This window comes from Paenibacillus sp. ACRRY (assembly GCF_022346995.1).
Taxonomy (GTDB): domain Bacteria; phylum Bacillota; class Bacilli; order Paenibacillales; family Paenibacillaceae; genus Paenibacillus.
Genome location: NZ_JAKRNM010000017.1, coordinates 14243 through 39360 on the forward strand (window position 1 = coordinate 14243; position 25118 = coordinate 39360).

The 25118-nt window shown below is 48.1% G+C and carries 26 protein-coding genes and 1 riboswitch; of the genes, 25 read left to right on the plus strand and 1 reads right to left on the minus strand.

The annotated features are described in order from the left end of the window. Positions 1-3: 3 nt before the first annotated feature. From MH144_RS28575 to MH144_RS28630, 12 genes are all read left to right on the plus strand, one after another. Positions 4-774: a TatD family hydrolase gene (locus MH144_RS28575; protein ID WP_170948305.1), complete on the plus strand. Its 771-nt coding sequence runs from the start codon at positions 4-6 to the stop codon at positions 772-774. A 242-nt stretch (positions 775-1016) separates the two neighbouring features. After that, a riboswitch (cyclic di-AMP (ydaO/yuaA leader) is annotated at positions 1017-1270 on the plus strand. 271 nt (positions 1271-1541) lie between these two features. Further along, a complete protein-coding gene (locus tag MH144_RS28580; protein ID WP_239305603.1) occupies positions 1542-2726 on the plus strand; it encodes a ubiquitin-like domain-containing protein in 1185 nt (394 codons plus the stop codon). A 152-nt stretch (positions 2727-2878) separates the two neighbouring features. Then, complete coding sequence (gene rnmV, locus MH144_RS28585; RefSeq protein ID WP_095293348.1) at positions 2879-3424, plus strand: ribonuclease M5; 546 nt, start codon at positions 2879-2881, stop codon at positions 3422-3424. Between the two features lie 4 nt (positions 3425-3428). Beyond that, complete coding sequence (rsmA, locus tag MH144_RS28590; protein ID WP_239305634.1) at positions 3429-4331, plus strand: 16S rRNA (adenine(1518)-N(6)/adenine(1519)-N(6))-dimethyltransferase RsmA; 903 nt, start codon at positions 3429-3431, stop codon at positions 4329-4331. A 62-nt stretch (positions 4332-4393) separates the two neighbouring features. Then, a complete protein-coding gene (yabG, locus tag MH144_RS28595) occupies positions 4394-5290 on the plus strand; it encodes a sporulation peptidase YabG (protein ID WP_239305604.1) in 897 nt (298 codons plus the stop codon). A 153-nt stretch (positions 5291-5443) separates the two neighbouring features. Continuing rightward, entirely contained in the window at positions 5444-5719 is a 276-nt protein-coding gene (gene veg, locus MH144_RS28600; protein WP_095293350.1) for a biofilm formation stimulator Veg, read from the plus strand. Between the two features lie 234 nt (positions 5720-5953). Further along, positions 5954-6130 (plus strand): small, acid-soluble spore protein, alpha/beta type, encoded by a 177-nt coding sequence (locus MH144_RS28605; protein ID WP_095293351.1) that lies wholly within the window; start codon positions 5954-5956, stop codon positions 6128-6130. Positions 6131-6278: 148 nt separating this feature from the next. Continuing rightward, positions 6279-7133, plus strand: coding sequence for a 4-(cytidine 5'-diphospho)-2-C-methyl-D-erythritol kinase (ispE, locus tag MH144_RS28610; RefSeq protein WP_095293393.1), 855 nt, complete (start codon positions 6279-6281; stop codon positions 7131-7133). 98 nt (positions 7134-7231) lie between these two features. Beyond that, positions 7232-8059: a pur operon repressor gene (purR, locus tag MH144_RS28615; protein WP_095293352.1), complete on the plus strand. Its 828-nt coding sequence runs from the start codon at positions 7232-7234 to the stop codon at positions 8057-8059. 188 nt (positions 8060-8247) lie between these two features. Then, complete coding sequence (gene spoVG, locus MH144_RS28620; protein ID WP_017691372.1) at positions 8248-8532, plus strand: septation regulator SpoVG; 285 nt, start codon at positions 8248-8250, stop codon at positions 8530-8532. A 397-nt stretch (positions 8533-8929) separates the two neighbouring features. Further along, the gene (gene glmU / locus MH144_RS28625) at positions 8930-10321 is read left to right on the plus strand and encodes a bifunctional UDP-N-acetylglucosamine diphosphorylase/glucosamine-1-phosphate N-acetyltransferase GlmU (protein WP_481857408.1); all 1392 of its coding nucleotides are present in this window, start codon (positions 8930-8932) and stop codon (positions 10319-10321) included. 100 nt (positions 10322-10421) lie between these two features. Next, positions 10422-11375, plus strand: a complete 954-nt coding sequence (locus MH144_RS28630) for a ribose-phosphate diphosphokinase (protein ID WP_017691370.1) — start codon at positions 10422-10424, stop codon at positions 11373-11375. A gap of 103 nt (positions 11376-11478) precedes the next feature. On the opposite strand, the gene MH144_RS28635 is transcribed toward MH144_RS28630, so the two are convergent. Beyond that, a complete protein-coding gene (locus MH144_RS28635) occupies positions 11479-11679 on the minus strand; it encodes a hypothetical protein (RefSeq protein ID WP_239305606.1) in 201 nt (66 codons plus the stop codon). 139 nt (positions 11680-11818) lie between these two features. Between MH144_RS28635 and pth the strand changes: the two genes are divergently transcribed. The 13 genes from pth (at position 11819) to MH144_RS28700 (ending at position 25015) form a co-directional block, all read left to right on the plus strand. Then, complete coding sequence (gene pth, locus MH144_RS28640) at positions 11819-12379, plus strand: aminoacyl-tRNA hydrolase (protein ID WP_153976427.1); 561 nt, start codon at positions 11819-11821, stop codon at positions 12377-12379. 97 nt (positions 12380-12476) lie between these two features. Continuing rightward, on the plus strand, positions 12477-12707 hold the full coding sequence (fin, locus tag MH144_RS28645; protein ID WP_095362254.1) for an anti-sigma-F factor Fin: 231 nt from the start codon (positions 12477-12479) through the stop codon (positions 12705-12707). A 276-nt stretch (positions 12708-12983) separates the two neighbouring features. Then, on the plus strand, positions 12984-16511 hold the full coding sequence (gene mfd / locus MH144_RS28650) for a transcription-repair coupling factor (protein WP_239305607.1): 3528 nt from the start codon (positions 12984-12986) through the stop codon (positions 16509-16511). Then, positions 16495-17661, plus strand: coding sequence for a peptidylprolyl isomerase (locus MH144_RS28655; RefSeq protein ID WP_481857406.1), 1167 nt, complete (start codon positions 16495-16497; stop codon positions 17659-17661). Before mfd ends, MH144_RS28655 begins: the two co-directional genes overlap by 17 nt. A gap of 281 nt (positions 17662-17942) precedes the next feature. Next, entirely contained in the window at positions 17943-18485 is a 543-nt protein-coding gene (spoVT, locus tag MH144_RS28660; RefSeq protein WP_239305608.1) for a stage V sporulation protein T, read from the plus strand. A 203-nt stretch (positions 18486-18688) separates the two neighbouring features. Beyond that, positions 18689-20398, plus strand: coding sequence for a putative polysaccharide biosynthesis protein (locus MH144_RS28665; RefSeq protein ID WP_239305609.1), 1710 nt, complete (start codon positions 18689-18691; stop codon positions 20396-20398). Positions 20399-20549: 151 nt separating this feature from the next. Beyond that, the gene (yabN, locus tag MH144_RS28670) at positions 20550-22046 is read left to right on the plus strand and encodes a bifunctional methyltransferase/pyrophosphohydrolase YabN (RefSeq protein ID WP_239305610.1); all 1497 of its coding nucleotides are present in this window, start codon (positions 20550-20552) and stop codon (positions 22044-22046) included. 311 nt (positions 22047-22357) lie between these two features. Continuing rightward, positions 22358-22630 carry an HU family DNA-binding protein gene (locus tag MH144_RS28675; RefSeq protein ID WP_017691362.1) on the plus strand — a complete coding sequence of 91 codons (273 nt, stop codon included), beginning with the start codon at positions 22358-22360 and terminating at the stop codon, positions 22628-22630. Then, positions 22630-22908, plus strand: coding sequence for an RNA-binding S4 domain-containing protein (locus MH144_RS28680; RefSeq protein ID WP_095293361.1), 279 nt, complete (start codon positions 22630-22632; stop codon positions 22906-22908). The genes MH144_RS28675 and MH144_RS28680 overlap by 1 nt, the downstream gene beginning before the upstream one ends. Before the next feature lie 184 nt (positions 22909-23092). Continuing rightward, positions 23093-23377 carry a sporulation protein YabP gene (gene yabP, locus MH144_RS28685; RefSeq protein WP_095293362.1) on the plus strand — a complete coding sequence of 95 codons (285 nt, stop codon included), beginning with the start codon at positions 23093-23095 and terminating at the stop codon, positions 23375-23377. Beyond that, positions 23374-23943, plus strand: coding sequence for a spore cortex biosynthesis protein YabQ (gene yabQ / locus MH144_RS28690; RefSeq protein ID WP_239305611.1), 570 nt, complete (start codon positions 23374-23376; stop codon positions 23941-23943). The genes yabP and yabQ overlap by 4 nt, the downstream gene beginning before the upstream one ends. Before the next feature lie 12 nt (positions 23944-23955). Further along, positions 23956-24291: an FtsB family cell division protein gene (locus tag MH144_RS28695; RefSeq protein WP_239305612.1), complete on the plus strand. Its 336-nt coding sequence runs from the start codon at positions 23956-23958 to the stop codon at positions 24289-24291. Between the two features lie 199 nt (positions 24292-24490). Further along, positions 24491-25015 carry a S1 domain-containing RNA-binding protein gene (locus MH144_RS28700; RefSeq protein ID WP_095293365.1) on the plus strand — a complete coding sequence of 175 codons (525 nt, stop codon included), beginning with the start codon at positions 24491-24493 and terminating at the stop codon, positions 25013-25015. Positions 25016-25118 lie beyond the last annotated feature (103 nt).

Genomic DNA, 25118 nt, shown 5'->3' on the forward strand with positions numbered 1-25118 from the left:
CACATGATGTTATTCGACACACATACACACCTGGATGCACCGCAATTCGACGAGGACCGCGAGGAGATGATTCAACGTGCTGTAGACGCGGGGGTTGGCCGTATGATCAATGTCGGTTTCAACCGGGAGACCATTCCATCTACGATGAAACTTGCCGAAACGTATGATTTTATATATGCTGCTGTAGGCTGGCATCCCCAGGATGCCATTACGATGCAGGAGGGTGATCTCGAGTGGATTGCGTCTCTGTGCAAACATGAAAAAGTCGTTGCCATAGGCGAGATTGGCCTGGATTATTATTGGGACACTTCACCCAAGGATGTGCAGCATCGTGTATTAAGACAACAGATTGGACTGGCTCGTGAACTTAACATGCCTATTGTCATTCATAATCGCGATGCTCATGAGGACATTGTCAAAATTTTGCGTGAGGAGAAAGCTGGAGAAGTCGGGGGTGTAATGCACTCTTTCTCAGGAAGCTGGGAAACGGCAAAACTCTGTCTGGATCTAGGGTTCCATCTATCCTTCGGTGGACCAATTACGTTCAAAAACGCCAAGCAGCCGAAAGAGGTACTGGCGAAGGTGCCAATGGACCGATTTTTCATCGAAACGGACTCCCCATATCTTACACCACATCCTTATCGTGGAAAACGAAATGAAACAGCGCATGTACGTCTGGTTGCAGAAGCAGCTGCGGAAATTAAAGGCATTTCTGTAGAGGAAATTGCTGCAATAACAACCAAAAATGCCATGGAACGATTTGGTATTCGTTAAAAAACGAAGCAAATGCGGTGAAAAAGAGAGTTAGACGGAGCGAATTTGCTTTTTGATCCAAATAAATGAAGAATATTACAATATTTTAACCAAATATTTAGAAAAACGTACTTGAACAACGCTTTACAACATGCATCGAAACAGGATATCATCTTTTCAGTGAATTGTTGTGAGGAAAATTGGACAGATGTTCGGGGGATGAACAAAGGGACACTTTCCGATGACACAACAATACTTTTCATGAACCGATCTCGCTGAGTCTCCGTTAACGGAGAGCGGGGGAACCAATAGGGCTTAAACATCAGTGTAAGCAGCTGATGCGCATCGTTCGCTGACCCAAAAGCAGCGGATGCATTTGCGAAGCGCTATTTGATTTCTTCTTTGGGTCTCGGGGTGAATTCAAGGGCATACGCCATGAGCGGGTGACCGGAGATAGGGCGGCTCTCTTTCGCCCGAACCCGACAGCTAACCTCGCAAGCGGAAAAAGAGAGGCAACCTCGTGCATGAATTTCCGATATTCAAAATCATTCGGAAGCCACGAAAGAGTTCCTCTTACACTCTTTCTTTGGCTTTTTTGTTTTTGAATAAAAGAAATAAGGTCATCATACGGTAAGTATTCAGGTGGTGACATCATGTTGCGAAGAGTGGTTCATGGTGCAGAACCGGTCATTGAGATATCGATCAGTTCTGTAGAAAATTTGGTATAGTCGCGTCAAAGACATCATGCATTAACTTTAGACGGCGAGGCTATGAAGGAGGACGGAGAAGTGGGCACATTCCAACCAGAAGAGACCCATGAGTCACGATCATCCAGTAAGTCTTACGCGTTGCGGTGGAAGCATGAGAACATGCGTCAAATGGCACTGATCGCTATTTTCTCAATCGCGCTTACAATCATGATCTTGTTAGTCGTTTACGGTCAAGCCGGGAAACAAATTTCGCTGGTTATTGATGGCAAAGCTCAAGCGGTAGAGACTCGTACAGGAATGCTTCAAGAAATGCTGGAGGAGCAATCAATCACAGTCAGCCCCCATGATGAGGTATCCATGCCTTTGAACGGGGCAATCGCAGATGGAGACCGCATTGTTATTGAGCGGGCCGTTCCAGTCAACATTACGGCAGACGGAGACACCAAGACTCTGTATACAACCGATTCATCGGTAGAAGATGCAATTCAGAAATCTGGAATTGAAGTTGCCAGTGAGGATAAGGTTTATCCTGCGCTCGCAACACCAATCAAGGCAGATATGAAAATTCGCGTAGTGCGTGTAACAAAGCGTACAGTGGATGTGGAACAGCCGATCGCGTATAAAGTAATCAAAACGGCTGACCCTAGCTTGTACAAAGGTGATAATCGTGTCATCGTAAACGGTAAAGAAGGTACACTTGTACAGCATATCGAAAAGGTGTTTCAGGATGGAGAGTTAGTCTCCAAAAAGATGGTGGGCAAATCGGTATCGACCAACCGTGTCGATAAAGTTATTGCTGTCGGAACCAAAGCGAAACCTGTTGTGAAGCAGCCGGAGATTCAGACGGTATCGGCCCAAACCTCCACAGCAAAGAAAGAAACAACAACGAACTCGAAGAAAACCGCTGCATCAGGCAGCAAAGTGATTACCGTCTCAGGCACTTCTTTTAAATATTCCAAAGTACTTAAAAATGTATCGATGACCGCGTACTCTTCTGAGGAGCCTGGCATTGGTACAAAAACAGCTTCCGGTACCCGGGTAACTGAAGGACGGACCATTGCGGTCGATCCAAAAGTGATTCCGATTGGCTGGTGGGTGTACATTGAGGGCCTCGGCTTCCGTCGTGCGGAAGATACTGGCGGCGCCATTAAAGGCAACAAAATCGATGTGTATTATGACAGTGTGAAGCATGCCCTGAATTTCGGACGTAAGAAAGGCAAGACGGTATATGTGATCGGTCCGGTTAAGCCGGAAGCGAACTAAAATCGTTTTACTTTGAAATGGGAATGCTATAAAATAGTTGCATGAATGAATCATGCGGAATATGCGGCGGTGGAGTCTGAACAGGCTCGCCGCCGTTTGGCAGAGAAGAGGATATTCCTCTTCTTTTTGCGTTAGAAAGGAAGAAATGGAACATGATAAAAGAAGTCATCGTTGTAGAAGGACGCGACGATACCGTCGCCATCCGGCGGGCTGTTGAGGCAGACACCATAGAGACCGGCGGATCAGCCATCAACCAGCGAATCCTGAAGCGAATTGCACTGGCACAGGAGAGACGAGGTGTGATTGTTCTTACGGACCCGGATCATGCCGGTGAGCGGATTCGCAAAATCATTGCAAATAAGGTCCCAGGCTGCAAGCATGCTTTTATTCCGGAAGCGGATGCAACCCGCAAAGGGGACATCGGGGTAGAGAATGCTTCACCTGAAGCAATCCGCCATGCACTGGAGCGTGTGCATACCTCGTATGAGGGTGTACCGAGCCTGATCGATTGGGAGGACTTGATTGCGGCAGGACTGATTGTGCACCCGCAGGCAGCCGCAAGGCGTATGGAGATGGGCAATCTGCTCGGCATAGGTTACTGCAACGGAAAGCAGTTCCACAAGCGGCTGGGTGTATTCCAAATTAGCCGGGAAGAGTTTTCTGCAGCATTATCGCAAATTGAACGTGAAGGATTGTGAGTGTATGAATGGCATGGATGAGACTTTGGAAATTGCAACACCCAAGCGAACGAAAGAGATAATTCAAAGACACGGATTCTCATTTAAAAAAAGTCTAGGTCAGAACTTTCTGATTGATCAGAATATATTGAATAAAATTGTAAATGCAGCGGATCTGGACGAGTCTAAGGGCGCACTCGAAATTGGCCCAGGGATTGGGGCACTTACGGAGAGACTGGCCCGAGTAGCCGGCCCTGTAACGGCTGTGGAAATCGATCAGCGTTTATTGCCGATCCTTGGTGAAGTAATGGAGCCTTATCCTAATGTTCGGATACAGCACGGTGATGTGCTGAAGCTGGACTTGGCAGAGCTTTTCAGCACAGACTTTGCTAGTGTGAGCAAGGTGAGCGTTGTAGCTAATCTGCCGTATTATGTGACGACTCCTATTATGATGAAACTGCTGGAAGAGAAACTACCGGTAGACAGCATTGTCGTTATGATTCAGAAGGAAGTAGCAGAACGTATGGCAGCTGCACCCGGCTCGAAGGACTACGGAAGTCTGAGCATCGCGGTCCAATACTACAGTGTGCCTGAATTGGTTTGCATTGTGCCGCCAACCGTATTTATTCCACAGCCCAATGTGGAATCGGCTGTCATTAAGCTCAAGGTCCGTGAGCAGCCCCCTGTCGAAGTGCCGAGCGAAGCACACTTTTTCGAAGTGGTACAAGCCTCATTTGCCCAGCGGAGAAAAACCATCTCGAACAATCTGAAAGCTCGCTTCTTCACCAAGGAGAATCGGGAGCAGGCGGACCAGTTACTGGAGCAGGCTGGCATTCAGCCGTCTAGACGTGGGGAGACACTCAGTCTGCAGGAATATGCGACTCTGAGCACGGTAATGTGGGATGCAGGAGTTCGCGCTGGCTTGTAAATAAATTCGGATGAACCAAACCGGGTCTTTGCCCATACGATGGGGTAGAGGTGATTATGTTGATGAATATCGGAGACTTGGTCGTTCGTAAGTCATACGGTGGAGATGTGACTTTTCGGGTGGAAGGCCTCCAGTTGGATAGCGCGGTCATTAAAGGGACCGAATTCCGGCTGCTTGCTGACTCCCCGGTGGACGATTTGATACAGGTTCCTTATGAACCGCAGAGTGCCAAGACCAGGCAGGCACATGTTAAAGCGCATCAGACACTCTCCAGACTGCAGCAGAACCGGATTGAACAGGCGGAACGCAACCGTGAAGGCCTGACGCAGGACTGGTCTGCACAGCGGGAGCCCGCTTATTTTGAAATGCCAGGCAAGGTACTTCACTTGGATGGGGATCCAAATTACCTAAAGAAAAGTATGGCTCTCTATGAGCAGCTTCGTGTCCCGGCAGAGGGTCAATATGTCCATGAGTCAGCTATGGCCGATGCCTTGTATCGTCTTCTTCCCAAAGTCCAGCCTGACATTGTGGTCATTACGGGCCATGATGGGGTGCTGAAGACCCGTCAGCCTTACGACTTATACAGTCTCGGAAGTTACAAGAACTCACAAAATTTTGTGGCGGCAATCCAGGTTGCAAGACAATATGAGCGTCATCTGGATGCGCTCACGATCGTTGCAGGAGCATGTCAGTCCCATTTCGAGGCACTTCTGCGGGCAGGTGCAAACTTTGCCAGCTCACCAGGCCGAATTCTGATTCATGCCCTTGACCCGGTATATGTGGCAGCCAAGGCAGCCTTTACATCCGTTAGAGAAACGGTGAATATGAATGATATTCTGCATAACACAATTAGTGGCAGCCAAGGTGTAGGTGGTGTCGAAACACGCGGCAGTTACCGCGTTGGCCTGCCTGGTTTGAACGATTTATCTACACTTAAAGTTAACCCCTCAGCCGTCTGATACAGGTCATTTAAAGTCCCGATTTGGGGCTTTTTTCATTTGCAAAAAAATTCATTGACAGCAACTTTTCCATGCTGATATAATATTTAGTTTTGATTTGACATTGACTGTAAATTCAGGTATAATGGACAAGAAAAGAGGTGGTCGTCGACAATGGCTAAAAATACGCTATTGGATATCAAACGCAATCTCGATGCTCATATAGGTCAAAAAATTATGTTGCGGGCTAATGGTGGCCGCCGTAAGACTATCGAGCGTACGGGTGTATTGGAAGAAACGTACCCTTCTGTTTTTATCGTCAAGCTTGATGAGGAGCAAGAAACTTTCAAGCGAGTATCTTACAGTTATGCAGATATACTTACGGAGTCGGTGGAAGTCATGGTATTTAACCCAGGCGACCAGACGCCTAACTCCTACATGGAGACGTAAGCATCGTTTTACAGGCAGTTCGCCCCTCATGGCGAACTGCTTTTTTATTTGTATAGAATTACCGTCCAGGCAGGCATGTACAGGAATGAGGTTCGACCAGAAACGGCATACTACTTGAACAGGCTTATACTGATATGCTGAACAGTTCGTCGGAAATGGTGGCTCTGAAGCTGTCAGGAAGAATCCTGGTGTAAATGGACTAATCAGAACTGCTACTTCAAGGAGGATGGTTTCATGAGCCGCAGAAGAAGAAGTGTGATGTCAGATGAGCTTAAGTATGAGCTGGCAAAAGACCTGGGATTTTATGATACCGTACAGCAGGAAGGCTGGGGTGGCATCAAAGCCAAGGATGCAGGCAATATGGTAAAGCGTGCCATTCAGCTTGCTGAAGAGGCAGCACGCAAATCGTAATTCGATCTAGACGGTTTGGAGAGCGGGGCCTTCCACGAGGTTGACCTCGCTTTTTCCCCATGAACTCGGAATAAAAATGACTTGACAGCCCCATTTTGATATAATATGTTAAGTTGTCTTAGGGAAAAGGTGAGGACGGGTGAACGCCTTGAAAATTTACGAAAAAGCGCCTGCTAAAATTAATTTGATGCTGGACGTTTTACATAAACGAAGCGACGGCTTCCACGAAGTCGAGATGATCATGACCATGGTCGATTTGGCAGATCGGCTGGAAATGTCAGAACTGCCTCGCGATACGATATTTATCTCCAGTCAGGCCGGGTATATTCCGCTTGATGAGAAGAATCTGGCATTTCAGGCGGCCAGATTAATCAAAGAGCGTTACGACGTGCGTACTGGAGTGCACATTCATCTGGACAAAAAGATTCCGGTGGCTGCCGGCCTGGCAGGCGGCAGCAGTGACGCTGCAGCTACGCTGCGCGGCTTGAACCGCCTCTGGCGTCTGAATATCCCGGATCATGAGCTCCAGGAGCTTGGGGCAGAGCTTGGTTCGGATGTACCTTTCTGTATTACGGGGGGGACAGCGCTCGCTACAGGCCGTGGAGAGAAACTGAAACCAATGCCTAATCCACCGCAATGTTGGGTCATCTTGGCGAAGCCACCAATCAATGTATCGACAGCGGATGTGTACGGAAGATTCCGCAGTGACAAGATTGTTCGGCATCCAAGTGCAGCCAAAATGGAGCAGGCCATTCGTAATCATTCCTTTGCAGAGGTGTGCGGACAGATGGGGAATGTGCTTGAGGATGTTACGCTTAAGCTGTACCCGGAAGTCCAGCATCTGAAGGATGCCATGATGAAGCTGGGTGCAGATGGGGTACTCATGTCGGGTAGTGGCCCAACCGTATTCGGGTTGGTCTCCAAGGAAGCGAAGGTTGCACGGATCTATAATGGGCTGCGCGGCTTCTGCAAAGAAGTGTACGCAGTACGCATGTTGACTTAGAATTCGCTTTTATAATGTACAAACACGTATAAAGGTGGTATATTTTTAAATAATTATTCGGATTTGGATGTTTTCCGTGATCGTGAGGATGGATCTCTGTGAAGAAATTAAAACGAAGCGCTAGGCTGGTTGAAATGACGCAGTATTTATTGTCAAGACCGCATACGGTTATTCCGTTAACCACTTTTGCCGAACGTTATGGTGCCGCGAAGTCGTCAATCAGTGAAGATTTGGCGATTATCAAGGAAGTGTTCGAAGAAGGTGGGTCGGGAGAACTGCAGACACTGGCAGGGGCTGCTGGGGGAGTTAAATGGATTCCGAAGGTGTCCAGAGAACATGCTCTGGCTTTTGCCGAACGACTAAGCAATCAGTTGGAGCAGCCTGACCGTATCTTGCCTGGCGGGTACCTCTACATGTCTGACCTGCTTGGACAGCCTGCATTGATGAATGAAGCAGGTAAAATATTTGCGACTGCTTTTGGCAACATGGATATCGATGTAGTCATGACGGTAGAAACGAAGGGTATTCCTCTGGCATATGCGACTGGAGCCCAGCTTAACCTGCCTGTAGTGCTCGTACGCAGGGACCATCAGGCTACGGAAGGATCGGCCGTAAGTATCAATTATGTATCGGGGTCCCATAAAAGTCTCCATACCATGTCCCTATCCCGCAGGGCGATGCGTGAGCATTCGCGGGTCCTGATCGTGGATGATTTCATGAAAGCCGGTGGAACGGTACAGGGCATGATTGATTTGCTCGCCGAGTTTAATGCAACAGTAGCAGGTGTAGGGGTATTGGTTGAATCCGGTTCAGTTGATTCGGAAGAGCGTTTGCTGACCGATTACGTATCCCTTGCGCAACTGACAGCTGTGGATGCAAAAAGCAGACACATTTCGGTGAAGCCTGGTAACTATTTTGACCTGTAGAAAGATGACGAATGACATGTCGGGAAAGGTTCTATTCCATCGACCCGGCACTAACGTTGTCGAATTGTGTATTAAATAAAAAAATTCCTGAAATTAGGACATTTTTGTGGTTATAAAAAGAAGGAGTTCGTATAGGCTGTGTGGAATTATACACCAAGTTCTGATGGAAAAAGGTGGTGAACACACACATGCAAATTACGGATGTCAGACTCCGCCGTGTTAACTCGGAAGGGAGAATGAAGGCTATCGCATCCATTACCATCGATAACGAATTCGTCGTTCATGACATTCGCGTCATTGATGGGAACAACGGAATGTTTGTTGCTATGCCGAGCAAGCGGACTCCTGACGGAGAATTCCGTGATATCGCCCACCCGATCTCTTCCGGTACTCGTGAGAAGATTCAGGCTGCTGTTTTGACTGAGTATGACCGCGCTGCAACTGAGGAAGAAGTCATTGAAGAAGGTGCCTGAGAACATTATTGGGGTTCGAAGGAAAAGAGAGCCATGTCTTATGGCTCTCTTTTCTTTTTGACCGGAATAAGATATATTCAGTATTGAGTTTATTCAAACAGGAACATTTATCAGCTTTATTGCTGGAAAATGTTGAAGAAAACAATAGCGCAGCGTGCGCTTGGTGACAGGGCGGCATCTTAAGAGTCATTGGGATTCGGTTAAGGCTCGCAGGTACACGGCGTATACATATAGGTCACGATTGCTCGTGTCCGCGTTGTTACGTGTGATAACAGAGACAGCAGGCGATGAACAAGACCGGCTTCAGGCCGGCTGAACGATACTTGTCAGGGATGATCCACTAAGGTAGGTCTCACAGATGGGGTTTTCAGAACAGGAGGTCGTGAAATTGAAACGAATGGCAATTGTACTTGCTGCAGGGCAAGGTAAACGAATGAAATCTAAATTGTACAAAGTACTGCATCCCGTATGCGGTAAACCTATGGTAGCTCATGTGCTGGATGCGGCTCTACGCGCAGGCGTGGAGCGTAGTGTGGTCGTGGTTGGTCATGGTGCCGAAGCGGTGCAGTCATTTTTGGGTTCCAAAGCAGAGTATGCACTTCAGGCTGAACAATTGGGAACGGGTCACGCGGTGAAACAAGTGAAGTCATTGCTTGGTAGTGAGCAAGGCTCTACTATTGTCGTCTGTGGAGATACACCACTGGTAACTAGTGAAACGCTCGAAGGTCTGATGAAGCTTCATGAGAGTCGCGGAGCTGCTGCAACAGTGCTAACGGCTCAATTGGACAATCCAAAAGGCTACGGCCGTGTCATTCGCGGAGAAGACGGTTCTGTACAACGCATTGTGGAACAGAAGGACTGCAACGAGCAGGAAGATGCTGTGAATGAAATTAACACAGGGACTTACTGTTTCGACAATGCGAAATTGTTTGCTGCACTGGAGAAAGTGACCAACCAGAACGCTCAAGGAGAGTATTACCTGACAGATGTTGTTGGTATTTTCCGTAACGATGGTGAAGTGGTTGAAGCTTATATGTCAGATGATATCGCGGAATCCATCGGAGTTAACGATCGACTTGCTCTGTCCCAAGCAGAAGCATATATGCGTGAACGTTTGGCTGTAAAACATATGTTGAACGGTGTTACGATCATTGATCCGTCATCGACATATATCGGAGCGGATGTTACGATTGGATCAGACACGGTATTGTACCCGGGAACCATTCTGAAAGGGACAACTTCCATTGGTGAAGCCTGTCATATTGGCCCTCAGGCCGATATTGAAGACAGTGTTATTCAGAACGGTGTAACGATTAAACATTCCGTGTTGTCTCAGGCCGAAGTAGGCGAAGAGACAACGGTAGGACCATTTGCTTACCTGCGTCCTGGCACCAAGCTGGGCCGGAAAGTAAAAATTGGTGACTTTGTCGAAGTGAAAAATGCTACAATTGATGAAGGATCCAAAGTATCACATCTCAGCTATATTGGGGATGCTAATGTAGGGAAGAACGTAAATGTTGGATGCGGGGCAATAACGGTTAATTATGATGGATATAATAAAGCTGTAACGACAATCGAAGATGATGCGTTCGTAGGCAGCAATGTCAATCTGATTGCACCCATCACGGTAGGAAAAGGCGCTTATGTGGTTGCTGGCTCAACCGTTACACATTCCGTTCCGGAGAACGATCTGGCTATTGCTCGTCCTCGCCAGGAGAACAAACCTGGTTACGCGGAGAAAATTCGTGGACGTGCCAAAGCCAAGAAACAAAATGCCAAACCCGAATAAGGGGTATTGATATTCTGATTGCCTCCCGATCTTGGGGAGGTGCCGACATGTCGCAGACGCTTATAGATTCCAATGAACCAGCACGGAGGGTTTTTATTTTATGACTTATTTTGATTCGAAATTAAAAATATTTACTTGCAATTCTAACCCCAAGCTTGCCCATCAAATTGCTGATTATATCGGAATTCCTATGGGTGAATCTCACACAACCAGCTTCAGCGATGGTGAGATTCAAGTGAAGCTCTCCGAGAGCGTTCGGGGCTGTCACGTATACATTGTGCAGTCCACTTGCTTGCCGGTTAATGACAACCTGATGGAGATGCTCGTCATGATTGATGCACTGAAACGGGCATCAGCCAAGACAATTAACGTTGTAATTCCGTATTACGGTTATGCACGACAGGATCGTAAGGCACGTTCTCGTGACCCAATTACAGCGAAACTGGTAGCTAATTTGATCGAAAAAGCAGGAGCTACCCGCGTAATCGCGATGGACTTGCATGCCATGCAAATCCAGGGCTTTTTTGATATTCCAGTGGATCATCTTCTTGGTGTGCCGATTCTGGCTCAATATTTCCGGTCCAAACAGATCGAAAATCCGGTCGTTGTATCCCCTGACCACGGTGGTGTAGTTCGTGCGCGGAAATTGGCTGATTTCCTGAATGCACCTCTGGCGATCATTGATAAACGTCGTCCGGAACCGAACGTAAGTGAAGTTATGAACATTATCGGTAACATTGAAGGTAAAACAGCGATCCTCATCGATGATATCATCGATACAGCGGGAACCATTGTGCTGGGTGCAAACGCCCTGATGGAAGGCGGCGTGAAAGAAGTATACGCATGCTGTACCCACCCGGTATTGTCTGGACCAGCGATGGAGCGTTTGGAGAATGCACCGTTGAAGGAAGTTATCGTAACGGATACGATTCCAATTACGCATGCCAATCCGACAAGCAAACTTAAAGTGTTGTCTGTAGCACCTTTGCTCGGGGAAGCCATTATCCGGGTTCATGAGGAATTGTCAATCAGCAAGCTGTTTGAAATTGAATAAGGATGTCTGCACAAAGTAGTAGAGGGGTTACGTTTTCCGGTCGAACGGAAAATGTAACCCCTGTCGGCGTGCCATTATAACGATGCATGGAGAGGCCGGATGATTAATATCCTGGCCGTGAAATGAAGCGGAAACGCCGCCGATGGAAAAGAGTGTCGGCAATTTCGACAAATTGATTATCGAAACGTGTAATTAATCCGATCTCAATATGGGCGTCGCGGTCATATACCTGTACAGGTACATGATATTCGAGATGGTAGATAAAATCACTATGTTGAGTCAGCTGTCCGTTATCTTCGCGCAAAACCCGCTCACCTTCCTGGGTTAATAAGATAATAATCGTGAAAATTACAGTAAATAGGAAGTTCACTTTCTTGATATTATATGAAATATAACATTCGAAGTCTATGCCTCACCTCATGTGATCCGAAGGAGGGAATAAGATGAAGTGGATTGTAGGCCTGGGAAACCCGGGCTCAAACTATGCCAAAACACGACATAATATTGGCTTTATGGCACTGGATCAACTGGCCAGTCGTCACGGGATCTCCATTACTCAGAGCAAATGCAAAGCGTTAATCGGAGAAGGAAACATTGGTGGTGTAAAAACCGTGTTGATCAAACCCATGACATTCATGAATCTGTCCGGTGAATCGGTACGGGCATATATGGACTTTTACAAAGTCAGTCTGGAAGATCTGATTGTCGTTTATGATGACATGGACACGGAGATTGGCAAAGTCAGACTGCGTTATCAAGGAAGCGCTGGCGGCCATAATGGAATCAAGTCCATTATTCAGCATACCGGCACACAGCAGTTCAACCGTGTACGGATGGGCATTTCCCGCCCGGAACCCGGACATGCCATTGTTGATTATGTATTATCCACGTTTATGAAGAAAGAGAAGGAAGCGCTCGATCATACTATTGAGCAAACCTGTGATGCTCTGGAGCATAGCCTGAATCATACGTTTGAGCAGACAATGGCCAAGTTTAACGGGTAGTACTTGTGGAAGCATACTGGGAAAATGATCAAAACCGGGTTCAATTCAGTCATAATGGGCATACTGAACGTATAAACCATGTTCAGGAGGCATAAACATGTCAGTGAATTATGTATGCAGGCACTGCCGTACCTTTATTGGACGAATCGATTCTGCCCGAATATCAGAAGCACAGTTAGGCTTTCATTTCTTGACCCCCGACGAGCGGAGGGATATAATAGCGTATAATTCCGGTGGGGATATTACCGTTCGGATTACATGCGATTATTGCAAAGAAGCACTTGAACTCAATCCTGAGCTCAGCCTGCTGGCGAGCCCGCTTCAATAATAAGTCTGGTTCGCAGCGAAGATGGATAACAGATGATGGGGGCTGCGGAATACCGCTCCACCTTTATAGCCTTGGCAGCCTGCTGAGGCTTCTTTTCAATTTGGAATGAAAATGACCATGACGGAATTTAGGAAATTGGTTTAACCCGATGTGGTAATGCAGCGAGTAATCCGATATGATGAAACAGGACAAAAAGGAATTTGTATCCAATTTAAAGATGATAATACTGCGCTTAGGCGTGAACTAATCAAGTAAGTTATAAGAGAGGTGCCCCTTTTGTTACAAGCACTTATACAGGCTTTTTCCAAAGATCCCGATTTTGGATCCATTACTGCCGGTATTACGTCCGGTATGAAAGAGCAGCTGGTTTCAGGATTGTCCGGATCAGCGCGCCAGATCATGCTGGCAGCTCTGCACCAAGAGATGAACCGACCACTGCTTGTCGTTACACACAATATGTTTTCCGCACAAAAAATCGCAGAAGATTTACAGGAAGCGCTTTCACCTGATCAGGTGCTGCTCTATCCTGCGAATGAACTTGTTGCCGCTGAAGCCGCCGTTTCCAGTCCGGAAACACTGGGTCAGCGTATTGATGTGTTAGTTCGTTGCGCCCAAGGTTTTAGGGGCGTTGTTGTCATTCCATTTTCCGGCGTGCGGCGTTATGTACCCCTTCCGGAAGTGATGGCGAATGCCCAAATTACCATCAAACAAGGGAACACACTCGATCTGGACTCGTTCCTTCTGGAGATGGTGAAGCTTGGGTATGAGCGTGTGGAACGGGTTGAATCTCGCGGCGAGATGAGCGTGCGCGGAGGAATTATCGACTTTTATCCAGTAACTTCGTCCATTGCCTACCGGGTAGAATTGTTTGACGATGAAATCGACTCCATACGAACATTTGATCCAGCGGATCAACGCTCAATTGAACGTATCGATGAAGTTACCGTACTGCCGTGCAAGGAATTGATTGCTGACCGCGAACGTATGGAGAAGGCTGCGGATGAAGCTGTCGTTTTGCTGGAAAAACAGCTGGAGAAAATGACTGACCGCCAGGCCAAGCTGCGTCTCCGTGAAGAAATTCACCGGGAGATCGAGCTGCTGCGGGAGCATGTGTATTTCTCTGAAATGTATAAATATATATCACCGCTCTATCCAGAGCATAAAACCATCTACGATTACATGCCAGAGGACACCCTGCTTGTTCTGGACGAACCTGCGCGACTGGCTGAAACGTCCAAGCAGCTCGACCGGGATGAATCGGAGTGGAACCTGCATTTGATGCAAAACGGAAAGACGCTGCCTGATCTTCATTTGTCGGCAGATGGGGATGAGCTGTTATATGAACGTCCATTCCAGACACTGTTTATGTCGATCTTCCTGCGTCAGGTTCCACACACGCAGCCTCAAAATATTCTGAATTTTATCAGTCGTGGCATGCAGGATTTCCATGGACAGATGAATGTACTTAAAGCAGAGATGGAGCGCTGGCAAAAAGCCGGAGTGCATGTGCTTATGCTGGCGAGCGGGGAAGAGAGACTCGATCGTATGCGGCGCGTCCTCATGGACTACGATATACCAGAACCGGAAATGCTTATCGGTAACTTGCAGACCGGATTCGAACTGCCGTCCATTCATTTAGCCGTTGTAACCGAGGGTGAAATGTTCTCCCAAAAGCAGCGCAAGGCACGTAAACCAAGCCGTAATGTGGACAATGCAGAACGGATTAAATCGTATAGTGAGCTGAAAGTGGGCGATTATGTTGTCCATCAGAATCACGGGATTGGTAAGTATCTTGGTATTGGTACGCTTGAGGTAGGCGGCATTCATAAGGACTATATGCATATTCTCTATGCTGGTGGGGATAAACTGTCCGTACCGATCGAACAGATCGATCTGATTCAGAAATATGTCGGGTCAGAAGAGAAAGAGCCCAAGATCTACAAGCTGGGTGGTAATGAGTGGACACGGGTTAAAAATAAAGTTCGTTCATCTGTACAGGATATCGCTGACGATCTGATCAAGCTCTATGCGGAGCGTCAGACCTCAAAAGGTTTTGGCTTCGAGAAGGACTCTGCTGAGCAGCAGGAATTCGAGGCAATGTTCCCTTATGATGAGACCCGTGATCAGGTCCGTGCAATTGAAGAAATCAAAAAGGACATGGAACAAAATCGTCCCATGGACCGTCTGCTATGTGGAGACGTCGGTTACGGAAAAACCGAGGTTGCCATTCGTGCTGCATTCAAAGCGGCAATTGAAGGCAAACAGGTTGCGGTACTCGTTCCAACCACGATCTTGGCACAGCAGCATTATGAGACATTCCGTGAACGTTTCTCGGGATATCCATTCAATATTCATGTACTTAGCCGCTTCCGTTCCCGTAAGGAACAAAATGAGACGGCTAAAGGCATAAAAAGTGGTACGGTCGACATTGTCATTGGTACGCACCGGCTGTTATCACAGGATCTGGTATTCAAGGATCTTGGACTGCTTATCGTTGATGAAGAGCAGCGCTTCGGTGTAACACATAAGGAGAAACTGAAGAAGCTGAAAACAAACGTGGACGTGCTCACACTGACGGCTACACCAATTCCGCGTACCCTTCACATGTCCATGCTGGGAGTCCGTGATCTCTCGGTTATTGAAACACCACCAGAGAATCGTTTCCCGGTGCAGACTTATGTCGTGGAACATAGTCAGGCCCTTGTTCGGGAAGCCATTGAGCGGGAACTGGCACGTGGAGGTCAGGTTTATTATTTGTATAACCGTGTTCAAGGGATTCAGGAGATGGCTGCCGAAATTGCTGATCTGGTTCCTGGAGCCAGAGTCGGCGTGGGGCATGGTCAGATGTCCGAGACAGAGCTGGAGAAAACGATCCTGGACTTCCTGGATGGCGAATATGACGTGCTCGTAAGCACAAGCATCATTGAGACAGGGGTAGATATCCCGAATGTAAATACCCTGATTGTTCATGATGCGGACAAGATGGGCCTTTCCCAGCTGTACCAGCTGCGTGGGCGCGTAGGACGGTCCAATCGGATTGCTTATGCGTACTTTACGTACCAACGGGATAAAGTGCTGACCGAGGTTGCAGAGAAACGACTGCAATCAATTAAGGAATTTACTGAGCTGGGATCCGGATTCAAAATTGCGATGCGAGATCTATCGATCCGTGGAGCGGGGAACCTGCTCGGTGCAGAGCAGCACGGCTTCATTGCCTCAGTCGGATTCGACCTGTATTCTCAGATGCTGGCAGAGGAAATTAACAAACGTAAAGTCACCATGCTGGGGGAAGAGCCGGTACCTTCCGATCAATGGAACACCACGCTCGATCTTAGCATTGATGCCTACTTGCCGGGCGATTATATCTATGACAGTATACAGAAGATTGAAATTTACAAAAAAGTGGCGGTCATTGCCTCTTTCGACGATGCAATGGAACTGGAAGACGAATTGGTTGACCGATTCGGCGACCTTCCGGAAGCGGTCATTAATCTGATGGCTGTAGCCAGATTGAAAGTGTATGGCAAAATGTATGGAATTGAGTCCATTACGCAGCGTGGTGACGACCTTACCGTGAAGTTCTACGAAGGCCGTGAGCATGCGTTTGAGCTCTCGAAAATTGCGCACATTGGAAATCAGTTCGAAAGACGTGTACAATTTGAACAAGGACCCCATATGCTTATTCATGTCAAAGGCAAAGGGCTTGGGGACAAGCAACTGATGGAGCTGGTAGAGAAATTTCTGGAGTCCATGAAGAGTGCTTTTAAATCAAAGGGGGAACCAAAGGATGTTACCAAAGTATAAAAAAGTAGGGAAAGTACTCTCCGTGAGTATGGTTGCAGTACTGTCCTTATCACTGCTTGCTGCATGCGGCAAGAAGGAAGAAGCAGCTACACCAGAAACCAATGATACAAGTGCTGTAGTAGCGACATATGATGGCGGTACAATTACAGCCAATGAATTCGATATGGAGCAACGGGTCATGAAATTCCTCTATCCGGAATATGCACAAATGATGGAGATGGATGATTTCAAGGACTACCTGGTACGCCAGGAAGTTGCTTATGAATATTTGAGTGGCAAGGCCAGTGAAGAAGCCAAAACAGAAGGTGCCAAAGTGGCAACCGAGCAGTTCGACAAAATGAAGGCTTCTGTTCAAGCCGATCAATGGACTGAAATGTTGAAAGCTCAAAACCTGACAGATCAAAACATCAAGGATTACATGACTCGCATCATGACCGTTATCAAGGATAAAGAAACTGGTGTTACGGAAGATGCAATTAAAAAAGAATTTGAAACAAACAAGGATCAGTTCACAACGGCTTCAGTTCGTCACGTTCTGATTAACTTCACGGACCCAGATACGCAAAAAGAGCGTAAAAAAGAAGATGCATTGAAAATTGCGAAAGAAGTTAAAGCCAAACTGGATGCCGGCGAAGACTTTGCAAAAGTTGCAAAAGAGTACTCCGAAGATCCAGGCTCTGCAGATAATGGCGGTTTGTACGAAAATACCCCTGTATCCAACTGGGTAGAAGCGTTCAAAGAAGCTGCCAAAACATTGCCGCTCAACAAAATCAGTGATCCGGTTGAAACGGAATACGGATATCACGTGATGAAAGTGGAATCCCGTACTGAAGCAGACTATAGCAAATTGACAGATGAGCAAAAAGAAACACTCAAAAGCCAATTGGCAGCTGCAGAGATCGATACGTTTATGACGAATGAACTGGATAAGATCGTGAAAGAAGTAAATCTGCCGAAGACAGACAAGGCTGAAGAAGGTACTACGGAAGGTACTGAAGGCACAACGGGTACTGGAACTGGAACCGAAGGTGATCAATCTACAGAAACCAAAACGGACGAGTCTACAGGTACTGATGCTAAGACAGATCAAGGTACTAAAACAGAGTCCGATGCAACAACAGGCGATAGCGCAGATACAAGCAGCAAGTAAGAAACGAGCTACAGCAGACTTACTTTCTGGACAAGCTTAGAGAAGCAAGGGGAGGACTTATGGCCTGCCCCTTGCTTCTTTTTGTACAGACAGCAGCGTAATGGGTACATGGTCACCTTCTGTGAAGAGAACACAACTATATTCTTCAAAGTATGTATAAGGAAATGGGAACAGATGAATACTATGGTCAAGATATCACACTAAACGTTCTGGGACTTTCCTCTACCCATTAAGGAACAGTAGTTGAAAAATCTTCTCGAGAAAGTGGGGCAACATGTGAAATGAAAGCTACTGGTATTGTCCGCCGTATTGATGACCTCGGCCGTGTGGTCATTCCAAAAGAAATCCGTCGTACGTTACGAATTCGTGAAGGAGATCCGCTTGAGATTTTTGTGGATCGTGATGGAGAAGTCATTCTAAAAAAATATTCGCCTATCGGCGAATTGGGCGATTTCGCCAAAGAATATGCTGAATCGTTGTATGAGAGTACAGGTCACGTAACCATGATCTCTGACCGCGATACCATTATTACGGTAGCGGGTGGCTCCAAGAAGGAATATCTGGACAAGCAGGTAGGTCAGCTGGTAGAGAGCTGCATGGAAAACCGCAAGACCATCGTTGAGACAGCTAGTGGCTCCTATGAGATCAGCAAGGATCATGATGAAACATTATCCTCTTTCGTCATTGCACCCATCATTTCGGGTGGAGACCCTATTGGAACCGTCATTCTGTACAACAAGGATGAATCCGTGAAAATGTCCCAGATGGAAGTTAAAATGGCTGAGACAGCTGCTGGCTTCCTTGGCAAACAGATGGAACAATAAACAGCAGATCAACTCCTGGTGCCTTTCCGGCAGACAGGAGTTTTTTGCTTTTAAAAAGGCATAATGCTCAGGCTGAATGAAGAGCGGATAGCGGGAACTTCAAAGGGAACTTCAACAGAATGTTAGTCTGTGCGGCTTCAGGCAGGTATAATAGCAAAGTATGCTTAATGGATATAATCGCTTGGATAATGTAGGAGGGACTTATGAAACAGCCGTCTACTACTGGCTCAAGATTGCTGCAGGGTGCATTTGTGCTTGGCCTTGCTGCCATTATTTCTAAAATCATCGGTGCTTTTCAAAAGATTCCGTTACAGAATCTAGGGGGCGACGGTGTTTTTGGTATTTATAACACGGTTTATCCGTTCTATATGCTTATTATTACGATTGCTGCCGCCGGACTGCCTGTTGCCGTATCCAAATTTGTTGCCGAACAACATGCGCTGGGGAGGCCCGAGGAAGGCAAACGGATTATCCGTCTGTCTTCGATACTTCTTGGAGGCATCGGATTAACCCTGGCCATCCTGATGTACATTGGTGCACCGCTTATAGGTCATCTGATTGGTAATGGACATGTCATTCCTTCTATTCGGGCTGCAGCGCTTGCGCTGCTATTTGTCCCGCTAATGACTGGACTTCGTGGATATTTTCAGGGTTTACAGCAGATGGTGCCAACCGCTGTGTCACAGGTCGTAGAGCAGACGATTCGTGTGACGGTAATGATTGTGCTGCTGCTATGGCTGATGAAGCAGGATGCATCGCTGGAGACTATTGCTGCCGGAGCCATGCTGGGTTCCGTTGCCGGTGGATTCGTGGGGCTACTCACCATGCTAGCCTATGTGTACAGTCGGCGGCGAAAGAGCAGGAAACCTGGTCTATCCCAAGAAGAGGTCTATGGCTTGCAGAGATCGGAAGCCAGGGAGGGACAACCGGAGCTATGGACAGGAGAAGACCTTCGGGCGGAGAAGCTTCCCACCAATGGTCAATGGATTCGAACCTTGCTGGTATATGCCATTCCAGTCTGCCTGGGTTCGCTCGCTGTACCTCTGATGAACCTGGTGGATACCTTCACGGTACCCCGGCTTCTAAGGAGTGAAGGATTGGATGAAGTCGAATCCATGGTGTCGTTCGGAATTTACAATCGAGGCTTGCCGCTTGTACAGCTGGTGACGATGCTCGCCACGTCGCTTTCCGTGCTGTTCATCCCGGCGATGGCCGAAGCTCGCCTGAAGGGAGGGCCGGAAGCCGTCAGGCAGCAGGCAAGCATCGCGCTGCGCTGGTTCTGGTTAATCGGTCTGGCCGCCTCCGCTGGCCTCGCGGTGTTGGCAGAACCGATCAACCGCATGCTGTACGGTGATGCCGCAGGCACCGAAGCTCTGCGCTACATGGCGCTGACGGCAGCAGGCAGCACCGTCAGCATCATTGCGGCGGCGCTCCTGCAGGGGCTCGGCGCCGTACGCGCACCCGCGTTCAGCATGCTGGCCGCCGCAGGCGTCAAGGTGCTGCTGAACGTCATGCTTGTGCCCGCGCTGGGCATCAGTGGCGCGGCCCTGGCAGGCGCAGTCGCCTATATGCTGGCGGCTGGCCTGAATGTGGCCCTGCTGGCGCGGCGTACCGCGATGCGCCCTGCCCCTGGCGCCGTCCTGGTGAAGCCGGCGCTGGTGATCGCCGCCATGAGCGTGGCGGCGGCAGGCATGGCCTGGGCTGCCGGAGCAGTGCTCGGCGGCATGGGCATCGCGGCCGATCGCAGGTTGGCCGCGGTAGGCATAAGCCTGCTTGGCATTGCCGCAGGTGCAGCCGTGTTCTTGCTGGCGTCAGCCCGTACCGGGCTGCTGACCGCCACAGATCTGGCCGCGATCCCGAAGCTAGGACCGCGCCTGGCCCAATTGCTTCGCAGGCTGCATGTCCTGCGGTAGCCCTGTCTCGCCCTTTTGTGTGTGAAGTTATTGGATAACCGCGGATTCTGTTATAATACGTGTAATTATAGAGCGCTGTTCTGCGTATGTTCCTCATTTCAATGTAACAATGGGAAGCATTCTGCAGAATGGTTCGGATGGAGGCTTGAAAATGAGCGCAGCAGCTTTGACCGTCGTTGGTCTCGGATCAGGAGATGCAGATCAGCTGACAGTAGGTATTATCAAGAAAATGAAACAGGCGGCTACGCTGTATGTCCGCACATTGGATCATCCCGTGCTGAATGACCTGAAGCAGGAAGGGCTGGAGATGACATCATTCGATGCAATTTACGAGGCGAAAGCGTCGTTCCCGGAGGTCTATGACGAGATTGCCAATCGCCTCATTGAGGCAGCCCGTCAGGGAGAGCCGGGAACCGAGATTGTCTATGCTGTTCCAGGTCATCCGATGGTGGCAGAAGCAAGTGTACGCCTGCTGAAAGAACGCTGCCCGCAAATGGGTATTTCACTTCGTGTCATGGGGGGGGAGAGTTTTCTGGATGAAGCTTTTATCCGTCTCGGATTTGATCCCATTGAAGGTTTCCAACTTCTCGATGCCAGCAGCCTGAGCACGGAGCTGGTGCAGCCTCAGCTGCATACCTTGATCGGACAGGTCTATGATGTGTTTACTGCGTCTGATGTGAAGCTATGCCTGATGGAAGTATATCCGGATGACTATCCGGTATTTGTTGGACATGCCCTCGGTGTACAGGATCAGGAGATCATTCACAAGGTACCGCTTCATGAGCTGGACCGGATTGAAGGTTACGGAAACCTCTCCCTCATTTATGTGCCGAAAAACACGGATGATGCCCTGCGACGTCGCTCTTTTGCAAGGTTGCATGAGATCGTTAATATACTTCGCAGCCCGGGTGGATGCCCATGGGATCAGGAGCAGACCCATCTGTCGATTCGCAAGAACCTGATTGAAGAGACGTATGAAGTCATTGAAACGATCGATGAAGATGACCCTGATCACATGAAAGAGGAGCTTGGGGACTTATTGCTGCAGATTCTGCTGCATTCCCAGATGGAAGAGGAAGTGGGCACATTCAATGTGTATGATGTGATTGAAGGGCTTAATGACAAGCTCATTTTCCGTCATCCTCATGTATTTGGCGAGCATCAGGCCGAGAATGCGAATGAGGCATTGCAGAACTGGGAACAGATGAAGGCAGAGGAGAAGAAGCGCAAAGGACTTGATCAACAGACCATCTCGGTGCTGGATGGTATTCCCCGCGATTTGCCTGCCTTGATGAAAGGGTACAAGCTCCAGAAGAAAGCAGCCAAGGTTGGTTTTGACTGGGATGATGTGAATGGCGTATTTGCCAAGATTGAAGAAGAACTGGCTGAACTGAAAGAAGCGGTGCAAAGCAATCAATCGGCTGAAGAGCGGAAGCTGGAACTGGGCGATTTGCTGTTTGCTACGGCCAATGTGGCTCGTTTCATTGATACAGACCCGGAGGAGGCTCTTGCCGCCACCAACCGCAAGTTCACCCAGCGCTTCCAATATATCGAGGAGCGGCTGCGTGAACTTGGACGGACACCTGCAGATAGCAACGTCGAAGAGATGGAGCAATTCTGGCAAGCAGCGAAGAAGGCTGGACTGTAATATAGGATTGTCCATGTAGACTGTTCAAATATCCTTGTTCCATGTTTTTCAATGGTATGTTATGCTATACGAACATGTGTTCATATTTGGATTAGGGTTATTTCTGATTGATCGGATGACATTCCGGGTATTGGACTTAGACTTTCCATAGGCACAGGTTCATCCTAAGCCAAAAAAAGTCGCAGGCCGAGGCAGGAATTCAGAATCCTAGCCAGAATACATGTGTAGTAACCTTGCGCGAAAGCCGCGGCAATCACGCGGATTGCCAGGATTCGCAGATACTTTTTTTTTAATTTGGGAGGCTTTTAAAAATGAACAAAACAGATCTGATTAACAACATTTCCACCAAAAGCGGTTTGACTAAAAAAGACGTTGAGTCCGTATTGAACGGCTTCTTGGGAGAAATTACAGATGCACTCGCAAGCGGAGACAAAGTACAACTGATCGGCTTTGGCACTTTTGAAACCCGCAAACGTTCCGGTCGTACCGGACGTAACCCACAAACAGGGAATGAAATCGTTATTCCTGAGTCCACTGTTCCTGCATTCAAAGCAGGCAACAAACTTAAAGAAGCCGTAAAATAATGCGTCTTGATAAATTCCTGAAGGTCTCCCGGCTGATCAAACGCCGCACTGTGGCCAAGGACGTCTCCGAACAGGGACGTGTTCTGATTAACGGACGTGAAGCGAAGCCAAGCGCCGCTGTTAAAGTGGGCGATGAGCTGACGGTTCAGTTCGGTCAGAAGCTGGTCACCGTGAAGGTGGAACGTCTTGCTGAGAGCACCAAGAAGGACGAGGCGAGCAGCCTCTATACCTTGGTTAAGGAAGAGCCGATCGCCAAGGATAACGGGCTGAACTGGTAATCATCTGCCCGATATGCTCTTTTATGAATGAAATCAAGTGAGATAGAAGCGCCTTTCCCATACAGGAAGGGCGCTTTTGTGTTTGGATAAGCAGAAGCATTTCAGAAGCATTTCCTTCATGATCGCTGGTTCTATTCCCGCCTTCGCCTCCATAAGCTAGGTGTAAGAAGGAGGGGTACATGCCATGGTTGAGCACGGTAAACCGAAACAGCATCATTTGAGCATGCAAAATCGCAAACTGCTGGATCTGACAGGTGTCTCCAATGTAGAGAGCTTCGACAGTGAGGAATTTTTGCTGCAGACTGAACTTGGGCATCTGACCATCCGGGGGCACAATTTACATATCAAAAACTTGAGCCTGGAGGAAGGCTTGCTATCCATTGAAGGCACAGTCAGTTCTCTGCAATATCTGGACCCCGGTTCCCAGAACAAGAATAGTAAAGGCCTGTTCGGCAAGATGTTCCGATGAGTCTGGACACGCAGTGGATTACATTAACATGGATGCTGTTATCGGGAATCGTAATGGGTATGGCCTACGACAGTTACCGGGTACTGTCCGGTCAGCTGCGCTTCCCGAGATGGAGCATGCACACGCTTGACCTGTTGTACTGGGTTGCTTCCGCGCTGTTCGTCTTCCGGATGCTGTATGCCGGAAACCACGGACAGCTGCGGTTTTATGTCTTTTTGGGACTAATTATAGGGGTTTGCTTCTATTTTTGGCTTTTAAGTGTTACAACCCAGCGTTTTGTGGTAATGTTAATTAAACTCGCAAGAACACTTATTCATTGGTGTGGACATATCCTTAACATCCTGTTCGTTATGCCAGCGAAGGGACTATACAAGCTAGTTCGCGTGATATTGGGTTTTGTGCTCGCGATACTGATATTCCTGGGCAAGCTGGTATTGCAATGTTTGGTACCTTTCTGCAAGTTGTTCCGCTGGATGTTTAGGCCGCTCCTGAAACATTGGGTAACGCCCCGTTGGATGATCCGTGCGGGTTCAAGTATTGCAACGATATGGAAACGCTGGTTTTAAGGAGGTCCAAAAATGGGTAAAACACCTGTGGGGAGATCTGCAGCCCCAACAGGCCAAGGGAAATCTGCCGGCGCAAGAAGACGCCTCATGCTCTGGATGACATTCATCGTTGTATTTGTCATTTGGGCAGGATATACGTTCCTTGTACAGAATGCACAGATTTCGGACAAGAGTTCGCACTTGGCCGCACAGCAGGCTTCGAAGGAAGAGACGCAGAAAAAGCTGGATCAGTTGAAGTATGAAGTCAGTCGGTTGAAGGACCCTGAATACATAGGACAGCTGGCGCGGAAAAAAGGTTATTACCTGCCTGAAGAGACGCCAATCCAGGTTGAAGAGTCAGGGAACTGATGGAATTACGCTCATAACAGAGCAAGGATTATTATCCATATATCTGAAGCCGTCATACTGTAAAAAATAGGCTCTCCTGCGGGGTAGAGCTCTGTTGACCTTGGTTTGCGGCATAAGGTATAATTACATTTAGCACAGCATTGATTTTGGCATCTAAAAAATCGGGTTGTATATTTTTAAGGGAGGATCATTTTATTCTATGGCAATTGAAGTGGGCACCAAGTTAGAGGGCAAGGTGACAGGCATCACGCATTTTGGAGCATTTGTGGATCTGTCAGGAGGTGTCACGGGTCTCGTTCACATCTCGGAAATCGCCGACAATTATGTCAAAGATGTCAACGACCACCTGAAACTTAATGACGTCGTTACAGTGAAGGTCATCAACGTTGACAAGGATGGCAAAATCGGACTTTCCATTAAGCAAGCTGTTGACAAACCGGTTGAGCAACAAACACAATCCAGACCCCCAAGAGCTCCAAGACCGGAACGCAGTGGAGGAGATCGCGAACGATTCAGCGGTGGAGGCCCAAGTGGCGGCCAAGGCCGTGGCGGCGGCGGTGGATTTAACCGCGACCGTGGAGGCCGTTCTTTCAAGCCCGCAGCAGGCAAACCTTCATTTGAGGATAAAATGTCACGCTTCCTGAAAGATAGTGAAGAGCGGATCTCTTCGCTCAAGAAGAACACAGAGGGCAAACGCGGAGGCCGTGGAGCCAAGCGCGTGTAATCTGTCTCAACCTGATTTAAAATATAAGAAAAGCCGTTAACCCGTAAGGGTCGACGGCTTTTTTGCGTTTTGTCCTTTTTTTCTTATAGTCCGTTGCTTGCGT

Bases quoted from the DNA above. Each gene is read 5' to 3' on its own strand.
- MH144_RS28575 (WP_170948305.1), top strand. From the start codon at position 4: ATGATGTTATTCGACACACATACACACCTGGATGCACCGCAATTCGAC.
- rnmV (WP_095293348.1), top strand. From the start codon at position 2,879: ATGATAAAAGAAGTCATCGTTGTAGAAGGACGCGACGATACCGTCGCC.
- rsmA (WP_239305634.1), top strand. From the start codon at position 3,429: ATGAATGGCATGGATGAGACTTTGGAAATTGCAACACCCAAGCGAACG.
- yabG (WP_239305604.1), top strand. From the start codon at position 4,394: ATGAATATCGGAGACTTGGTCGTTCGTAAGTCATACGGTGGAGATGTG.
- veg (WP_095293350.1), top strand. From the start codon at position 5,444: ATGGCTAAAAATACGCTATTGGATATCAAACGCAATCTCGATGCTCAT.
- MH144_RS28605 (WP_095293351.1), top strand. From the start codon at position 5,954: ATGAGCCGCAGAAGAAGAAGTGTGATGTCAGATGAGCTTAAGTATGAG.
- spoVG (WP_017691372.1), top strand. From the start codon at position 8,248: ATGCAAATTACGGATGTCAGACTCCGCCGTGTTAACTCGGAAGGGAGA.
- glmU (WP_481857408.1), top strand. From the start codon at position 8,930: ATGGCAATTGTACTTGCTGCAGGGCAAGGTAAACGAATGAAATCTAAA.
- MH144_RS28630 (WP_017691370.1), top strand. From the start codon at position 10,422: ATGACTTATTTTGATTCGAAATTAAAAATATTTACTTGCAATTCTAAC.
- pth (WP_153976427.1), top strand. From the start codon at position 11,819: ATGAAGTGGATTGTAGGCCTGGGAAACCCGGGCTCAAACTATGCCAAA.
- fin (WP_095362254.1), top strand. From the start codon at position 12,477: ATGTCAGTGAATTATGTATGCAGGCACTGCCGTACCTTTATTGGACGA.
- MH144_RS28655 (WP_481857406.1), top strand. From the start codon at position 16,495: ATGTTACCAAAGTATAAAAAAGTAGGGAAAGTACTCTCCGTGAGTATG.
- spoVT (WP_239305608.1), top strand. From the start codon at position 17,943: ATGAAAGCTACTGGTATTGTCCGCCGTATTGATGACCTCGGCCGTGTG.
- MH144_RS28665 (WP_239305609.1), top strand. From the start codon at position 18,689: ATGAAACAGCCGTCTACTACTGGCTCAAGATTGCTGCAGGGTGCATTT.
- yabN (WP_239305610.1), top strand. From the start codon at position 20,550: ATGAGCGCAGCAGCTTTGACCGTCGTTGGTCTCGGATCAGGAGATGCA.
- MH144_RS28675 (WP_017691362.1), top strand. From the start codon at position 22,358: ATGAACAAAACAGATCTGATTAACAACATTTCCACCAAAAGCGGTTTG.
- MH144_RS28680 (WP_095293361.1), top strand. From the start codon at position 22,630: ATGCGTCTTGATAAATTCCTGAAGGTCTCCCGGCTGATCAAACGCCGC.
- yabP (WP_095293362.1), top strand. From the start codon at position 23,093: ATGGTTGAGCACGGTAAACCGAAACAGCATCATTTGAGCATGCAAAAT.
- yabQ (WP_239305611.1), top strand. From the start codon at position 23,374: ATGAGTCTGGACACGCAGTGGATTACATTAACATGGATGCTGTTATCG.
- MH144_RS28695 (WP_239305612.1), top strand. From the start codon at position 23,956: ATGGGTAAAACACCTGTGGGGAGATCTGCAGCCCCAACAGGCCAAGGG.
- MH144_RS28700 (WP_095293365.1), top strand. From the start codon at position 24,491: ATGGCAATTGAAGTGGGCACCAAGTTAGAGGGCAAGGTGACAGGCATC.